The 14,646-nt window shown below is 65.5% G+C and carries 12 protein-coding genes; 6 read left to right on the forward strand and 6 right to left on the reverse strand.

Features of this window, described 5'->3' with window-relative positions; genetic code table 11:
• Nucleotides 1-61: 61 nt before the first annotated feature.
• Nucleotides 62-1,624: a serine hydrolase gene (locus tag QCE88_RS32740; protein ID WP_309909472.1), complete on the reverse strand. Its 1,563-nt coding sequence runs from the start codon at nucleotides 1,622-1,624 to the stop codon at nucleotides 62-64.
• Nucleotides 1,625-1,754: 130 nt separating this feature from the next.
• Complete coding sequence (locus QCE88_RS32745; protein ID WP_309909474.1) at nucleotides 1,755-2,189, reverse strand: VOC family protein; 435 nt, start codon at nucleotides 2,187-2,189, stop codon at nucleotides 1,755-1,757.
• Nucleotides 2,190-2,309: 120 nt separating this feature from the next.
• Between QCE88_RS32745 and QCE88_RS32750 the strand changes: the two genes are divergently transcribed.
• Together QCE88_RS32750 and QCE88_RS32755 are read left to right on the forward strand one after the other, a co-directional pair.
• Nucleotides 2,310-3,239 carry a LysR family transcriptional regulator gene (locus QCE88_RS32750; RefSeq protein WP_309909476.1) on the forward strand — a complete coding sequence of 310 codons (930 nt, stop codon included), beginning with the start codon at nucleotides 2,310-2,312 and terminating at the stop codon, nucleotides 3,237-3,239.
• A 49-nt stretch (nucleotides 3,240-3,288) separates the two neighbouring features.
• Nucleotides 3,289-4,437, forward strand: a complete 1,149-nt coding sequence (locus QCE88_RS32755) for an FUSC family protein (protein WP_309909478.1) — start codon at nucleotides 3,289-3,291, stop codon at nucleotides 4,435-4,437.
• Nucleotides 4,438-4,459: 22 nt separating this feature from the next.
• On the opposite strand, the gene QCE88_RS32760 is transcribed toward QCE88_RS32755, so the two are convergent.
• Nucleotides 4,460-6,406: a PAS domain S-box protein gene (locus QCE88_RS32760; protein ID WP_309909480.1), complete on the reverse strand. Its 1,947-nt coding sequence runs from the start codon at nucleotides 6,404-6,406 to the stop codon at nucleotides 4,460-4,462.
• A 143-nt stretch (nucleotides 6,407-6,549) separates the two neighbouring features.
• Nucleotides 6,550-7,161 (reverse strand): DarT ssDNA thymidine ADP-ribosyltransferase family protein, encoded by a 612-nt coding sequence (locus QCE88_RS32765; protein WP_309909481.1) that lies wholly within the window; start codon nucleotides 7,159-7,161, stop codon nucleotides 6,550-6,552.
• A 244-nt stretch (nucleotides 7,162-7,405) separates the two neighbouring features.
• Between QCE88_RS32765 and QCE88_RS32770 the strand changes: the two genes are divergently transcribed.
• Nucleotides 7,406-9,202 (forward strand): alkaline phosphatase D family protein, encoded by a 1,797-nt coding sequence (locus tag QCE88_RS32770; RefSeq protein WP_309909483.1) that lies wholly within the window; start codon nucleotides 7,406-7,408, stop codon nucleotides 9,200-9,202.
• 152 nt (nucleotides 9,203-9,354) lie between these two features.
• Entirely contained in the window at nucleotides 9,355-9,576 is a 222-nt protein-coding gene (locus QCE88_RS32775) for a hypothetical protein (RefSeq protein WP_309909485.1), read from the forward strand.
• A gap of 6 nt (nucleotides 9,577-9,582) precedes the next feature.
• On the opposite strand, the gene QCE88_RS32780 is transcribed toward QCE88_RS32775, so the two are convergent.
• Entirely contained in the window at nucleotides 9,583-10,356 is a 774-nt protein-coding gene (locus QCE88_RS32780; RefSeq protein WP_309909487.1) for an AAA family ATPase, read from the reverse strand.
• A 10-nt stretch (nucleotides 10,357-10,366) separates the two neighbouring features.
• Nucleotides 10,367-11,884, reverse strand: coding sequence for an MDR family MFS transporter (locus QCE88_RS32785; protein WP_309909489.1), 1,518 nt, complete (start codon nucleotides 11,882-11,884; stop codon nucleotides 10,367-10,369).
• Between the two features lie 537 nt (nucleotides 11,885-12,421).
• Between QCE88_RS32785 and QCE88_RS32790 the strand changes: the two genes are divergently transcribed.
• Both QCE88_RS32790 and QCE88_RS32795 read left to right on the forward strand, forming a co-directional pair.
• Nucleotides 12,422-13,777, forward strand: a complete 1,356-nt coding sequence (locus QCE88_RS32790; RefSeq protein WP_309909491.1) for an ATP-binding protein — start codon at nucleotides 12,422-12,424, stop codon at nucleotides 13,775-13,777.
• Between the two features lie 155 nt (nucleotides 13,778-13,932).
• A complete protein-coding gene (locus tag QCE88_RS32795) occupies nucleotides 13,933-14,616 on the forward strand; it encodes a response regulator transcription factor (RefSeq protein ID WP_309909493.1) in 684 nt (227 codons plus the stop codon).
• The last annotated feature ends 30 nt before the right edge of the window (nucleotides 14,617-14,646 follow it).

Raw genomic sequence — 14,646 nt, forward strand, 5'->3', positions numbered from 1 at the left:
CGCGCTGAATGCACAACGGGACGCCGCGTGGCGTCCCGTTGCGTTTCATGGCGCGCGACACTCAGCGGATGAACGTGCCCAGTCCGTCCGCATCGTAGTACTCGAGCGTCACGCGGTCGCTCGCAAACGAAGCCTTCGAGATCGAACCCGGATTGGCGTTTTCATTGACGAGCGTGAACGTGAAGACGTCGCCGTCCCAGTGCGAGAGCGTGAGCGTCAACGGACGCGGCCCGATGACGATGACGAGCGCGCCATTCTGCTCGCTGACCTGGATCGGCCCGAAGTAGTCGTTCTGGTAAGTGCCGGTGTAGGTCGACAGTGCCCGCGCCGGCAGCGGCGCAGCGGGCGGCGTCGCGCCCACGAGCGAGCCGCTCGGCTTGGCGAGGGACGCCAGCGCATCGTTGTAGAGCTTGAACCAGTCGCGCTGGATCGAGCCGGTCTGCACGATGTCGAAGAACTGCTGGTTGAGCGCTTCTGCCACGCCGATCGGAAACGCATTCGTCAACGTGACAATGGCCAGATTCGTCGATGGCACGACCATGAAGTTGGTCGCCGCCCCCAGCGCGAATGCGCCCGAGTGACTGTACGACGGCCGACCCGCGCTTGTCGTTCCTACATTGAAGCCATAGCCGTAGTACCCAGCCGGATCGCCGCCGCCCGGCGGAGAACTTTGCACCTGCGCGGTGGTGGCGGCAGCGAGCGCTGCGGCATCGACGATGCGTTTGCCGTTGAAGACGCCCACGCCGAGCATCATCGCGAGCCACTTCGCCATGTCGTTGACCGACGAACTCACGCCGCCCGCCGGCGATTGCGGATCGGGCATCGTGCCCGTGCCCTGCACCCACGCGTTGCCCACCTTGACGTGCCCGAGCGCGCGGTTCGGACGCGCGATGAAATCGGCGTAACGGGAACTGGTGCTGCTCATGCCGAGCGGTTGATACAGCACGTTGTCGGAGAGCGTTTCCCAGTCGATGCCCGCCGCTGTCGCAACGGCCTGCGCCGCCGCCGTCAGCCCGAAGTTGGTATAGAAGTACGAATGACGGAACGGATGCAGCGGCAAATAGCGCAGCCGTTGCAGCACGTCAATGCGCCCATAGCCCATGTCTTCCAGCGTATCGCCTGCGTGATCGGGCAAGCCGGACTGGTGCGAGTAAAGATCGCCGATGGTCACAGCCGCGCTGACCTCCGCGTCCGACAACGTGAACCACGGCAATTGCGCGCGCACCGGCGTATTCCATGCAATCGAGCCGGTCCCGACCTGACGCGCCACGACGGCGGCGCCCACGGACTTGGATACCGACGCGAGCTGGAACACGGTGTCCGCATCGACTGCCTGGCCCGAGCCCACGAGCCGCGTGCCGAAGCCCTTGGCGTAGACCGTCTGCGTGCCGCGCACGACCGCGACCGCCATGCCGGGAATGCCGGTGGCGGTCATCAGGTTGTTGGCGAGGGTATCGAGTTGCGCGAGCGCGGCGTTGACCTGCGCATCCGGCACGGGGCCGGTTGAGTTACTGCCGGAAGAAGTGGCTGCGCCGGAATCGTCGGAATCCGAACCGCCGCATGCGGCGATCGTGCTGCACAGTGCCGCGCCGAGAAAGCGGCGGCGTCCTTGCGAAGGTCTCATACACGCGTCTCCTCGTTATCGTTACCGCTATCGCGCATAGTGCGCTCGGCGGATTCTATATTGGAAACAATCCGTCAGGCACATGCAGCAAGCTTGAAAGCGGGGAGACGCGGCGCTCGCTCGGGATGCCTTACTTCGCGAACAGCGAGGACATGTCGGCGAAGGCCTTGATCTCGACTGCGTTGCCCGACGGATCGAGGAAGAACATCGTCGCCTGCTCGCCGACTTCGCCCTTGAAGCGCACATGCGGCTCGATGATGAAGCGCGTCTGCGCGGCGCGCAGCTTGTCCGCGAGTGCTTCCCATTGGGGAATGGAAAGCACGACACCGAAGTGACGGACCGGCACGGCATCGCCGTCGACGGCGCTGGTCGAGCGATGACCGATTTCCTCCGGCGCGAGATGCGCGACGATCTGATGACCGTAGAAATCGAAATCGACCCAGGCTTCGGAACTGCGTCCCTCGGGGCAGCCGAGCAAGTCGCCGTAGAACGCGCGGGCGGCGGCAAGGCTATGAACGGGGAAGGCCAGATGGAACGGCGGCATGGCGTGCTGGGTGGTGCTCATGATGAGGATCCTTTTCTGTACGGGTACGGCGGGGAACGAGCCGACAGTGTATTCATGAATATTTCTGTTTGAAAACGATATATTGCTGGTCTGAGCCCCACTTATTTCGATGAATCGATCATGTTGCGCGAACTCCAGACCTTCATCGCCGTGGCGCGTCACGGCACTTTCGCGGGCGCGGGCGCGCGCATCGGGCTGACGCAATCGGCCGTCAGCGCGCAGATGCAGCGTCTGGAAGCGCATCTGGGCTTCGCGCTGTTCGACCGCACCGGCCGCTCGGCGACGCTCAACAAGGCCGGCAAGCGGACGCTGGAACTCGCCGACGAACTCATCGCGCTCTATGCGCGTCTCGCGGAACCGGAAGGCGAGGGCGGGCGAGGCGGTTCGCTGTCGGTGGGCGCGATTGCCTCGGCGCATGCGGCGCTGCTGCCGGATGCCATCGCCGCGTTCGGGCGAACGCTGCCGGCGTGGCGCATCCGTCTGGTGCCGGGAGTGTCGCTGAATCTGCTCGCCCAGGTCGATGCCGGGGAAATGGACCTGGCCGTCATGATCCGTCCGCCGTTCTCGCTGCCGGCGGAACTGCAATGGCGCACGCTGAGCGCGGAGCCGTACGTGTTGCTGACGCCGGGCGCGCGGCGGCAGGCACACTGGCGCGAGTTGCTCGAAACGGAGCCGTTCATCCGGTACGACCGGCGCTCGTTCGGCGGGCGTCAGGTGGATCTGTTCCTGCGCGAGCATCGCATCGCGGTGCGCGAATCGATCGAGGCGGACGAACTGCCGGGTATCGTCGAACTCGTCGCGCGCGGGCTGGGCGTCGCGCTGCTGCCGGACTCGCGTGCGCTGCGGCCATGGCCGCGCGGCGTCACCGCGCTTTCACTGGGCGAGGACACGTTTTATCGCGAGATTGGTCTTGTCGAACGGACGCGGCGCTCGCGTACCGCCGAACCCGACGCAGCCGCGCGGCTGGCGGACTGCATCGTGACGGCGGCGCACGCACCGAAGCGCGCCAAGGCGAGCGTTTCCATGCGCAAGCGCGGCGGCGTCACCTAGAATGCGTGGCAGGCGCGGCTGCCGGCCGCGTCATCTCGCGGGGTTGCCAATGGACGACGAACAGCCTGCCGCCGGTCCGGACACGTCGAATACGTCGAACGCGCGTCCTTCCGATACCGCGCGCTCCATCACGCGCCAAGCAACACTGCGCGCCCAGGCAGCGCTGGACTGGCTGGACCGGGTCGATCCCGGAACGCATCGCCGCATCAAGGGGTTGCGGCTCGTGACCGCCTACGGTCTCGCGGCGGCGCTCGGCGCGTTGCAGGACGTCACGCAAGGCTTGCCGGCGGGCACGTCGGTGGGTGCGCTCGCGGGCGGCTTCGCGTTGTGGGCGAGCGTCTCCGAAGCGCGCTCGACGCGTTGGGAATCGAGCCGCGATCTTGTCATCCTGTGTCTTTCCGCTGCGTTCGGCGCGCTGCTGTTCGCCTGGTTCGAGCCGCTGTTTCGCCATCTCGGCCGGGGCGGCGCGGAGCTGATTCTCGTGAGCGGCGCGTTCTTCGCGGGCTATCTGAAGCGTTTCGGGACGACTGGTGCGGGCATGGGTTCGCAGTTCTACATCGGCCAGGTGCTCGCCTATGGCCTGAACCTCACGCCCGGCGACACCCGCGCGATCCTGCTCGCGCTCATGATCGGCATGCTGGCGGCGCTCGTGCCGCGCGTGCTTTCCGGGCCGGCCGAACATCCGGTGGTGCTGCCGGCGCTGCGCTCCGAGCCGGCCTACGGACGCGGCACCGTGTCACCCGCGCTGGCGATGGGCTTGCAGGCCGCGTGCGCGTCGCTGGTCGTGGTGCTGCTCAATCGCGCGTTCTCGCTGCGGGAATCGGCCTGGGCGATCACGGCCTGCGTCTACGTGGTCGCGACCTCCGCGGTGGGCACGACGGAGCGCGTTCGCCGGCGCATCTATGGAACGCTCGTCGGCGTGCCGCTCGGCCTCGTGTGCCTGCCGCTTGCCGAGCACTGGCCGGTGGTGATCTGGGCGCTGGCCGCGTTCGCGATGATCGCGTATGCGATGGCCCTGCCGGAACGCTATGACATTGCCTGCGGCGCCTTCGGCTTTGCGCTGATCGTCACGCTCGCGGCCAGCGGCATTCATTCGATCCCGCTGCTCGCCGCGCGCGCCTGGGAGACGCTGCTCGGCGGCGCGCTCGGATGGGCGGCGTCGCGGGTCATCTTTCCGTTGCGGCTGCTGCGCAACTGACGATCGACGAATACGGCGCGCCTCACTGGCGCTGCGCCAGCGCGTCGAGCAGCGCATCGAGCTCCGCGAAATTCACCGGTTTCACGAGATGCCCCTCGAAGCCGGCCTGCGCGGAGCGGTCCTTGTCGCTCTCCTGTCCGAAGCCCGTCATTGCGACGATCATCGCGCCGCCCAGCAGCCGCAACGAGCGCAGCGAACGCAGGACCGCGAAGCCGTCGATATCCGGCAGCGCGAGATCGAGCAGGATCAGGTCGGGCGGAAAGTGCCGCACCACGTCGATGCCTTCCTTGCCGTGATATGCGATGCGCACGTCATGGCCTTTCAGTTGCAGCAGCATCGCGAGGCTATCGGCGGAATCGCGGTTGTCGTCGATGACCACCACGCGCAGGCCGGTGCCGGTCGTCGCGTCCTGCGCGAGCACGCGATGCGGACGCGGGGCGTCGTCGACGGAGGCGTAGGGCAGGCGCACCGTGAACGTGCTGCCCTGGTGCGCGCCGGGGCTCGCTGCGCTGATGGAGCCGCCGTGCAGTTCGACGATCGAGCGGCACAGCGTGAGGCCGATGCCGAGCCCCGCTTCGCCCGGGTCGAGGTAATGATCTTCCTGCACGAACAGGTCGAAAATGGACGTGAGGCCTTTCTGCGAGATGCCGCGCCCGGTGTCGCTCACGCGGATCAGCATGGCGCTGGACTCGCACTCGACCGTCACCGTGATGGTGCTGCCGTGCGGCGAGAATTTCGAGGCGTTGTTGAGCAGGTTCTGCACGACCTGCACGAGCCGGGTGCTGTCGCCCATCAGGAGCACCGGCTGGTCGGGCAGCCGGGTGGCGATCTGCTGCGTGCGTTCGTCGGTGAACGGCCGCACCAGTTCGATGCCGCGCGCGACGATATCGCTGATGTCCGCACGCGCGAGGCGCAGGTCGATCTTGCCAGTGGTGATGCGGCCCATGTCGAGCAGGTCGTCGACGAGCCGCCCGAGATGCGAGGTCTGCCGGTCGATGATGTCGCGGCACGCGGCCACGCGCGGGGTGATGTCGGCTTCCATCTGCATCACGCCGACGGCGTTGCGTACCGGCGCGAGCGGATTGCGCAGTTCGTGCGCGAGGGTCGCGAGAAATTCGCTGATGCGCCGCGATGAGGCCTCGAGCTGCTCCAGGCGCTTGCGTTCGCTCATGTCGCGCGTGACCTTGGCAAAGCCGCGCAGCACGCGATGTTCGTCATACACCGCGGTGATCACCACGTTCGCCCAGAACAACGAGCCGTCCTTGCGCACGCGCCAGCCTTCGGTTTCGACGCGTCCGGTGCGGATGGCCGTCTGCAACTGGGTTTCGGGGACGTTCGCGACGAGGTCCTCGGGGCAATAGAAGGTCGAGAAATGTTTGCCGAGGATCTCCTGCGGCCGATAACCCTTGATGCGCATCGCGCCGGTGTTCCAGCTCGCGATACAGCCGTCGGGATCGAGCATGAAGATGGCGTAGTCGCTGACGCTTTCCACGAGCAGTCGAAAGCGTTCTTCCGACAGGCGCAGCTTTTCTTCCTCGGCGCGCTTGGCGGTGAGGTCGCGCGTGTACTTGGCGTAGCCGATGATCGTGCCGTGCGTATCGCGCGCCGCCGTGATCACGACGTTGGCCCAGAACAGCGAGCCGTCCTTGCGCACGCGCCAGCCCTCGTCCTCGAAACGGCCGGTGGCATAGGCCTGCTTCAACTCGTATTCGGGCCAGCCGCGCGCCACGGATTCGGCGGTGTAGAAGCGCGACAGATGCTCGCCGATGATCTCGTGCGCCTCATAGCCCTTGATCTTGCGCGCGCCGGTGTTCCAGCTCGTGATGCGGCCGTGCAGGTCGAGCATGAAGATCGCGCAGTCCTCGATGGCGTTGACGAGCGCGTGATAGTGCGCGTCGCTCATCGCGTGGCCGGGAAGGGCGAGTTCCGGGGCTGGGTGGGGCGTGGCGGCTGCTTTCGATCGGGTCATGTTTCTGTGTTTCAGTACGGCGAGAGCCTGCCTTGCATTTTCGAACGACCGGTTGAAAAGAAGCGGACGTTCGATCGACAAGGCCTATTGATAACACAGTTTAATCGGTCGCCGACGGCGCGGCCGGGGAAGCTTTGGGAATCTCAACGCCCCAGCGAACACCAGTTTTCATTGATTGTCACCTGGCTCATATCCAGCCCGGGGAACATGCTTTGCAAACGGGCAGCAAGCGTCGGGCCATGCAGGATGAGCCTGTCGATATAGTCGGCCGGGATAACTGCGCGCACATGAACCTCTGCTTCCGGATCGGTAGGCTGGCATGGCGCAAGCCCCTCTCTCTGTTCGTCACTTCCGGCGAACATCTCATTGAAGGCCCAAGGGCCGCCTCGAAAACCCCGATAGTCCTTTATGTCCTTTTTCGAGGCGTTGATCCAGCAGAATTCGCAGGGAAGCTCCCACAGGATGCGGGGCGACAGGACAAGCAGCACCCATTCGTTGTGGTGACTTTTGTATAGCCTCTTCTTCAGCAATCGCTCATCAAACCCACCGATGGACACTGAAACGACATCGTCTCGTCCATCCCATCGATTTTCGTCGATGGCGTAGGCCTGGTAAGCAGGTTCATGCAATGTGCGGCGACAGAGCAGGCCATGAGCGACAATCCCCGGCAGGTTATCGAGCGGGGTGAAGTGGTAGAGGTGCTTCACGCCGCGGGCAATGGCTTCGTGTTGAATTTTCCTTTGATAGTTTTCCATTAGCCATTCTCTGCTTCGGTCTTCGTCTTTGAACGTATCGCAACGCGGTACTGTATCCGAAGCATGGTCCGGCACCCGCGCTCCCCCGTGTCACGCAAACGCCCCTTGACACTCCCCGCCGCCCTTCATAGCGTGTAAGGGTTCGGTATGGAACCGAGCCGCGCTTATCCGTCGGCAGGCCCGACGCATCCAGCGACCTCCCGCTTCTTGCGCATCGCCCTGAAGTCCGCTCACGGAGGCTCTCATGGACCGTCGACGTTTTCTTTCCCTGTCCACGTTCTACACGGTGGCGGCCGCGTCCGGCACGCTCGCTGCCTGTCACTCCAGTCACGACGACGACAGCAATCCCGGCGGAGGCACCGCCCCGCCGCCCGCAGCCGGTGCCTTTGCCTTCCCGCAGGGCGTCGCCAGCGGCGACCCGCGCGACGTTTCGACGGTGTTCTGGACGCGCTGCATCGCGAACGGGAGCGCTTCACAGACGCCGGTCGCGCTGACCTTGCAGGTCTCAGCCCAACAAAACTTCGCGCAGCTCGTCGCCAGCGTGCCCTTGAGCGCGGTGCCCGACTACGATTTCACCGTGCGTGCGAAAGTGACGGGGCTGGCTGCGCGGACCACGTATTACTACCGCTTCATCGCGGGCAGCGACGCCAGCGCAATCGGCACGACCCGCACCGCCGCCACGGCCACCGATGCCGTTCCGCAAGTGCGCTTTGCGTGGTTCGTGTGCCAGAACTGGAGCGCAAACCACTGGCAAGCGCTCAATCTGCTGGCCGCCGAAACCGATCTCGATTTCGTCGTGCATCTGGGCGACTACATCTACGAAGCCAATTTCGTCGCGCCGTCCGGCACGGTAGAACCGGCGCATCCCACAATCACACTGCCAAGCGGCGGCGTGTATGCCAACACGCTCGACGACTACCGCACGCTGTACCGCACTTACCGTGGCGACGCCCGGTTGCAGAACGTGCATGCGCGTTTTCCGGTGATCGCGATCTGGGACGATCACGAGTTCTCCGACGACTGCTGGCAAGACCATCAGACCTATACCAACGCCAACCTGCAACAGACCGCGCGGCGTCGCAACGCGAATCAGGCATGGGCCGAATACCTTCCGGTCGACTGGGGCGACGTGTCTTTCGATCTGAACAATGCCGCCTACGACAACATCCGCATCTACCGCGACTTCCACTTCGGCTCGCTGATTCATCTCGTCATGACGGACGAGCGGCTCTATCGCGACGATCACGTGGTCCCGGAAGCGGCGATCGCGCAGGCGCTCGGGCACGATCCGGTGAACGGCAACGACCTCGTCGGCTCGCGCTATTTCGTGCCGCAGCCAGTGCTCGCGCAGTTCGAGTCAGCCGACACCCAGCGCCTCGGCCGCGTGCCGTCCATTCTCGGTCCGACGCAGACGCAATGGTGGAAGGACACGCTGAAGGCATCGACGGCGATCTGGAAAGTCTGGGGCAACGAAGTGATGATGAACCGCCTCTGGCTCGACCTGAGCGCGCTCGCCCCGGCGCCCGACAACGTCGTGTTCGTGCTCGACTGCGACGCGTGGGACGGTTATCCGTCGCACAAGGCGGATCTGCTGGCGTTCGTAAAGGCGCAGGGCATCAGCAACCTCGTCGCCATCACCGGCGACCTGCATGCGTTCCAGGCGGGCATCGTGCGCGACGTGCCGGACCCCGCGAACGGCACGCCGGTGATGATCGACCTGATGTCGGCGGGCATCAGCAGCCAGCCGTTCTTCGAGGACGTGAAGACCTATTCGGCGGGCATGCCGCTGGCGTCGCTGATCAGCGCCCCCGCGCTGTTCGATGGGTTCATCCGTCAGAACAATCCGGACATGCTGTATTCCGATCACGACGGCATCGGCTACGCGACCGCAACCGTCACGCCGACGCAGTTCATCGCGATCTTCAACAAGATGAAGTTCCTGAACGCCGACGGCAGCGCCCCCGCTGCGCCGCTGCAAAAGCGCACGCAACTGACGATCAACGCGGGCGCGGTGGCCGTGACGGTTCAGGACGACGTGTGACGGATGCCACCGTTTCGGAGTCATGCTTCCGGGGGGATTTCATCGTGAGGGAGCGCACGTACACTGCGTGCACATTTCGGGAGATCGTGCCTGTGGCAGGCAGTGCGACGAGGCCCATGAAGTGAACCTTGGACACCCTCAGGAGCACGATCATGATCGGAAAACTCATCGGCGCCATGCTGGCCGTGGCGCTGGTCGCCGGCTGCTATGCCCTCATCCGCGGCCACGATCCGCAGAACCTGTACATGGACGACAACGCGCTGCTGTCGCGCTATCTCTCCGACTCGCGCGCGCTGGCCGCCGACAGCGAACCCGCCAGCACGAGCGTGGCCACCGTGAAGCACGCCAGTCCGCTGCTGGAGTCGCAGGACTGAAGGCGTTCAGTCTTCGCCGTCCGCGCCCGGGTTGTCGAACAGCGTGCGCAGCATGCGTTCCGGGTTGGCGAGAAACGCGCGCGTCACCTTGAAGTGCTCGGTGTCTTCGTAGGCGACCCGTTCGATGCCGTCCGCCGTGAACTGGTAGATCCACGCGTCGGGGTAGGCCATCAGGATCGGCGAATGCGTGGCGATGATGAACTGCGAGGCATCGCCCGTCAGGTCGTGGATGCGCGCCAGCGCGGCAAGCTGGCGCTGCGGAGACAGCGCCGCTTCGGGTTCGTCGAGCAGATAGAGTCCTTGCCCGCCGAAGCGCTCCATCAGCAGCGTCAGAAACGACTCGCCGTGCGACTGTTCGTGCAGCGACCGGCCGCCGTACGACGAGATGACGGGCGCGCCGAGACCCGGTTCGGCGTCGAGTTGCTCGATCTGCGTGGCCACGTTGAAGAAGCTTTCCGCGCGCAGGAAGAAGCCGTCGCGCGGCCGCTTCACGCCTTTCGCGATGCGCAGGTATTCGTGCAGCGGCGAATGCGAAACCCGCGTGCCGAAGCGGAAGTTCTTCGAGCCGCCTTCGGGATTGAAGCCCATCGCGACGGCAATCGCTTCCAGCAAGGTCGACTTGCCCGAGCCGTTCTCGCCGACCAGGAACGTCACCTTGGGATGCGGCTCCAGCGTGTCCAGCCCACGCACGGCGGGCAGCGAGAACGGATAGGCATCGAAGGACGGCGCCTTGTCGCGCAGCAGCGTGATGCGGCTGATGAAGCGGGTCGAGATGACCATCGGCGTCGCGTCAGTGGAACGCCTGGCTGGCCGCGTTCTTTGCATCCGCCGCGCCAACGGTCCCGACCGTCTCGCGCTTCCGGCTGAGGTCGATCTTCGGCATGAACAGCATCGACACCACGGCGCCCAGCGCGATCACGAACATCGCCGTGAAGGTCAGGTGCAGCGAATGATGCAGCACGAGGCGGATGTCCTCGTTGGCCGCAAAGTCGCCCGATACGGCGGTCAGCAGCTGCTTGAGCTGATCGGCATGGACGGGGGGCAGGCCGTCCGTGTGCATGAGCCCGAAGTTCTGCACCGCGCCGAAGACGGCCGCGCCGAGCGTGTTGCCGAGATTGCGCGAGAACAGGTTCGACGCGGTCGCGCTGCCGCGTTCGAGCGGCTGCACGATCTCCTGGATCAGGATCAGGCACGACACGCTCGTAATGCCCATGCCAAACCCGACGATCGCCGAGCCGACGCCCGCCCACACCGGGCTCGATGACGGTCCCAGCAGCACGAACGGCAGCGCGCCGATCGGAATGAACACCGGTCCGATCATCAGCAGACGGCGCAGCCCGATGCGCGTGAAGGTGCGCGACGTGAAGGTCGCGCCACTCGGCCAGCCGATCATCATCATCGTGAGCGCCAGCCCCGCTTCCACCGGCGTGCGGTGCATCACGCCCTGCACGTACATGGGCAGGAAGGTGGTGAGGCCCATCATCGCCATGCCGGCGAGCACGGTCGCCGCGTTGCTGGCCGCGATCGGACGGTGCGACCACAGGCTGAAGGAGATCATCGGATCGGCGGCACGGCGTTCCTGCCAGACAAACAGCACGCAACTCAGCAGCAGCACGGCCAGCTCCACGCCGACGCGCATATTGCTGGCGTGGCCCGCGTCGGTGAGCGCCATCATCAGCGAGGCGACGGCGGCAGTGAACAGGAACGCGCCGCCCAGGTCGATCGCCGGACGGTCATGGCGCTTTTCCTCGTGCAGGAAGAACGCGAACAACGCGGCGGCCAGAATGCCGATCGGCACATTGATCCAGAAGATCCACGCCCACGAGAACTGGCGGATCAGGAGGCCGCCGACCATCGGCCCGAGCACCGCCGACACCGCCCACACGCTCGCCAGATAGCCCTGCACCTTGCCGCGTTCGCGCGCCGGATAGAGATCGCCGACGACCGTCAGCGCAACCGGCAGGATCGCGCCCGCGCCGACGCCCTGGATCAGCCGGAACACGATCATCGCGGGCATCGACCACGCGAAGCCCGCCAGCACCGAGCCGATCAGAAAGATCACGATGCCCGTGAGCACGGCCGGCTTGCGTCCGAAGATGTCAGAGAGTTTGCCGAATACCACGGTGAGCGCGGTCTGCGTGAGCAGGAACGACGAGAACACCCAGCTGTAGAGATTCAGGCCGCCGAGTTGTGTGGCGATCTGCGGCATCGCGGTCGAGACGATGGTGGCCTCGATCGCGACCATGGCCATCGAGGCCATGACGGCGGCAATGACGAGAGGACGAACGGTTTGACGGGACTGTGGCATGCGGTGGTCGAAAGACGCGCCGCCCGCCGCGCAACCGATGCCGCTGCGCATGTGCGGGCCCTGCACGTGAATGGAACGTGAATGGAAGAGACAGCGGCGATGCTCCGGCCTGTGATTATTCTTGCAATTTGCTTTCGTTCGGAGCGGCGTCGCCGGTGAACTGGCGACCTGTGCAATGTTATCCCGAGCGCGCCGATGCTGCTTGCGCCGGCCGCGAGGATCGACCGTGCCGCGCGATGCCCGCATGAGACCGCAAACGCGCTCCTCATTAATCGCTAATTCTTCGCGGCTACGCTGAATTACGTGGATGGACGGTGCTTCCCCCAAGTACTTCCCCAGTCCGTTCACGTTCTCGTAACTCCTCAGCCTTGGCGCCGGCCCCGACGGGCTGGCGCACTTTTTACCGCGGCGCCTGGCGCCTCGATGTTCCACATGTTGCCTTTCCTACCGGAATCCCCGCGAATGTCGCCTAAAATCGAACCGGCAGAAGCTGCGCCCGCAGGCGCGCCCCGTTCCTTCCGGAGGCGGCAGACTCGCATGATCAAATCGCTGAAAAACCAACTGGTCGTCGCGCTCGGCATTCTCGTGACCGTGATCGGCGTGATCCAGGGCGTGAGTTCCTACAAGCTGAGCCAGGCCGGCACCAACGCGCTGCTCGACACGCGCCTCGTGCAGGTGGCGACCCGCATGCGCGACGGTTTCGCCGAGGGCATCCCGGCCAATCCGTCGCGCGGCAGCCAGGACGACCGTGACGTCGTGGTGGTCGTGTGGAAGCCGGGCGAGACGGTGCCGTTCCGCTCTACCGAGCCTTCGCTGCGCTTTCCGCGCGACGCCACCCCCGGCTTCTCCAACGTGACGGCCAACGACGAGCAATGGCGCATCTACACGCGCCGCGAGCCGACCATGACCATCCAGGTCGCCCAGCGCTCCTCCGTGCGCCACGATCTGACCGAAGAAACCGCCACCCTCGCGCTGTGGCCCACGGTCGTGCTGCTGCCGCTCGTGTGGATTCTGGTCGCGCTGGTCGTGCGCCGTTCGCTGCGGCAACTGAACGAGCTGGGCCGCGAAGTGCAGGACATCGACACGAGCCATCTCCAGCCGCTCTCGCTGGTCGGCGTGCCGACCGAGATCAAGCCCTTCATCGAGTCGATCAACACGATGATCGAGCGCCTCGCGAGCGCCATCGACAAGGAGCGCAAGTTCATCGCCGATGCCGCGCACGAACTGCGCACGCCGCTCACCGCGTTGCAGTTGCAGGCGGACAATCTGGCGCCGCATATTGCGCCGGGCAATCAGGAGCGCTTCCAGGAGTTGCGCAAGGGCATCGCGCGCAGCGGCAAGCTGATCGCGCAACTGCTGCGTCTCGCGCGCGCCGATGCGCCCGTGAACGGCGCCGCGCCGCTCGCGCGCGTGGATCTGTCGGAAGTGGTGACGGGTGCGGTCGCCGACGTTTTGCCGATTGCCATCGCGCGCGGCCTCGATATCGGCGCCGAGGAGATGGTGAGCGCGCACGTCCGGGCCCTCGAGACGGACCTCGGCATGGCGGTGAAGAATCTCGTATCGAACGCGGTGCGTTATACGCCGGACGGCGGCACCATCGACCTGCGCATGCGGCGCGACGGCGAACGGGTGTGGATCGACGTGATCGATACCGGTCCGGGCATCGACGAGGCCTTGCTGCCGCGCGTCTTCGACCGCTTCTTTCGGGCCTGTCCGGATATCGAGGGCAGCGGGCTCGGGTTGTCCATCGTCAAGGCGATTGCCGCGCGCTATGGCGGCGACGTCACGCTGCGCAACCGCGATGACGGGCAATCGGGCATTGTCGCGTCGATCGGCTTCGTGACCGAGTCCGTCACGGAAAGCGTGGCCGCGCCCGATTCTGTCTGTGTCTGAACGAGACGGCGCAATTCGTGCCGATTACAATGCATTCGCTGCGGGACACGCGGGGTTGATCGTCCCGTTGCATTATCGGCGCGCGAGGCGCGTCATTCCTGTCCGCATGGCGGCGCCGTGCGGTCCGTTGGGTTTCACGGGGGCGGGGTTAGAGCATGCGCATTCTTCTCATCGAAGACGATATCCAGATCGGCACGAGCCTGATGCGGGCCTTGAAGGACGCGGACTATGCCGTCGACTGGGTGCGTGACGGGCAGGCGGGCCGCGAGGCGCTGGGCGCCGCCGACTACACCGTGGTGCTGCTCGATCTCGGCTTGCCGGGCATGAGCGGCATTGAACTGCTGCGGCAGGCGCGCTCGGCCGGCAACGCGACGCCGGTGCTGATCCTCACCGCCCGCGACGATCTCGATACGCGCGTGCAGGGCCTCGATCTCGGCGCCGACGACTACCTGCTCAAGCCCTTCGACATGCCGGAACTGCTCGCGCGCATTCGCGCGGTGCTGCGCCGCAAGGCGGGTTATGCCGTATCCCGTCTCGGCGACGAGTCCATCAACCTCAATCTCGACCAGCGCACGCTCACCTGCGGCGAGACGTCGGGCGTGCTGTCGGCGCGGGAATTCGCGCTGATGCATGCGCTGCTCGAACGTCCCGGCACCATCTTTTCGCGTGATCAACTGGAAGACCGGCTCTATGGCTGGGGAAAGGAAGTGGAGAGCAACGCCGTGGACGTGCTCATCCATTCCGTGCGCAAAAAGTTCGGCGCGAGCGTGATTCGCAACGTGCGCGGGCTCGGCTGGACCGTGATGCTCGGACAGGCCGGCCGCGAGGACGCGAAATAGCGCATTGAGGCACGCGCCGCGCGCTGCGGC

The sequence above is a fragment of the Caballeronia sp. LZ035 genome (genome assembly GCF_031451175.1).
In the GTDB taxonomy this organism is placed as follows: Bacteria; Pseudomonadota; Gammaproteobacteria; order Burkholderiales; family Burkholderiaceae; genus Caballeronia.